The 1,770-nt window shown below is 47.9% G+C and carries 1 protein-coding gene; it reads left to right on the top strand.

Translation table 11 applies throughout. From position 1 onward, the window contains the following. Positions 1-1,770 (top strand): cadherin-like domain-containing protein (locus A3762_RS05210; protein ID WP_156493253.1); only part of this gene is annotated, 1,770 nt, incomplete at both ends.

The raw sequence follows: 1,770 nt of genomic DNA, 5'->3' as shown, positions 1-1,770 counted from the left end.
CAACATAAGTGCAGACGACGCGGCGACGCAGCTCGAAGAAGCTCTTAGCGACAACGATCCAGATACTGAGACCACGACTGAAAGTTTTGATGTGATTGTTGAGGAAGCGACTGACCAAATTGCAGCTGAGGGTGAAGACTTCGATACGAAAACCGTATCTGAAACATTTCAAATGGATGTTACTAGCGTCAATGATGACCCAGAGGTCGGTAGTGCTATTGAACTTACTATGCAGGAAGATGACTCGCTTCTTGTAACGCAGCAATTGTTGCTGGCAAATTCGTCCGATGTGGATGGTGATACGCTCACGGCATTGAATCTACAGACAGCCAATCCGGAACTGACGATTACAGATAATGGTGATGGGACGTTCACGCTGACACCGGCTGCAAACTTCAATGGTGATCTCGATATTAGTTTCGATGTATTCGATGGTGAAGCGACAGTCGCAGCTAATATCGATTTGACAGTGAACCCAGTGAATGATCTGCCGGTCGCGCAGGATCAGAATTTCCAGATGAACGAAGACGGGACGATCACGCTTACAGATGGGGATCTGTTAACGGGAGCGTCGGATGTTGATGGCGATACGCTGAGTATCTCAGATGTTGCATACACAGGTACGGATGGAATCTTCACCGATAATGGAGATGACACATATACCTTTGCACCGAATGAGAACTTCAATGGTAATGTCACCGTCGACTTTACCGTGTCTGATGGTCAGGGTGGTACAGATACGGCCCAAGCGAATATTGTAGTTGTTCCTGTGAATGACCCGCCAGTTTCAGGTGACTTGGCGTATGCAATTGATGAGGATGGGAGTATCACACTGAGCCAAGAACAGCTCTTGGCGCAAGCGAGTGATGTGGATGGTGATACGCTCACGGCGTTGAATCTACAGACAGCCAATCCGGAACTGACGATTACAGATAATGGTGATGGGACGTTCACGCTGACACCGGCTGCAAACTTCAATGGTGATCTCGATATTAGTTTCGATGTATTCGATGGTGAAGCGACAGTTGCAGCCAATATTGATTTGACAGTGAACCCAGTGAATGATCTGCCGGTCGCGCAGGATCAGAATTTCCAGATGAACGAAGACGGGACGATCACGCTTACAGATGGGGATCTGTTAACGGGAGCGTCGGATGTTGATGGTGATACGCTGAGTATCTCAGATGTTGCATACACAGGTACGGATGGAATCTTCACCGATAATGGAGATGACACATATACCTTTGCACCGAATGAGAACTTCAATGGTAATGTCACCGTCGACTTTACCGTGTCTGATGGTCAGGGTGGTACAGATACGGCCCAAGCGAATATTGTAGTTGTTCCTGTGAATGACCCGCCAGTTTCAGGTGACTTGGCGTATGCAATTGATGAGGATGGAAGTATCACACTGAGCCAAGAACAGCTCTTGGCGCAAGCGAGTGATGTGGATGGTGATACGCTCACGGCGTTGAATCTACAGACAGCCAATCCGGAACTGACGATTACAGATAATGGTGATGGGACGTTCACGCTGACACCGGCTGCAAACTTCAATGGTGATCTCGATATTAGTTTCGATGTATTCGATGGTGAAGCGACAGTCGCAGCCAATATCGATTTGACAGTGAACCCAGTGAATGATGCGCCTGTTGTAAGCGCTAATATATCAGTAACAATAGAAGAGGACGGCACGTATACACTGACGCAAGCGGAATTGTTGCAATTTGCGTCGGATGTGGATGGCGACGATCTTACAGCCGTTATTGG

Source organism: Oleiphilus sp. HI0125 (assembly GCF_001635355.1).
This window is presented reverse-complemented; position numbering and strand designations above follow the sequence as displayed.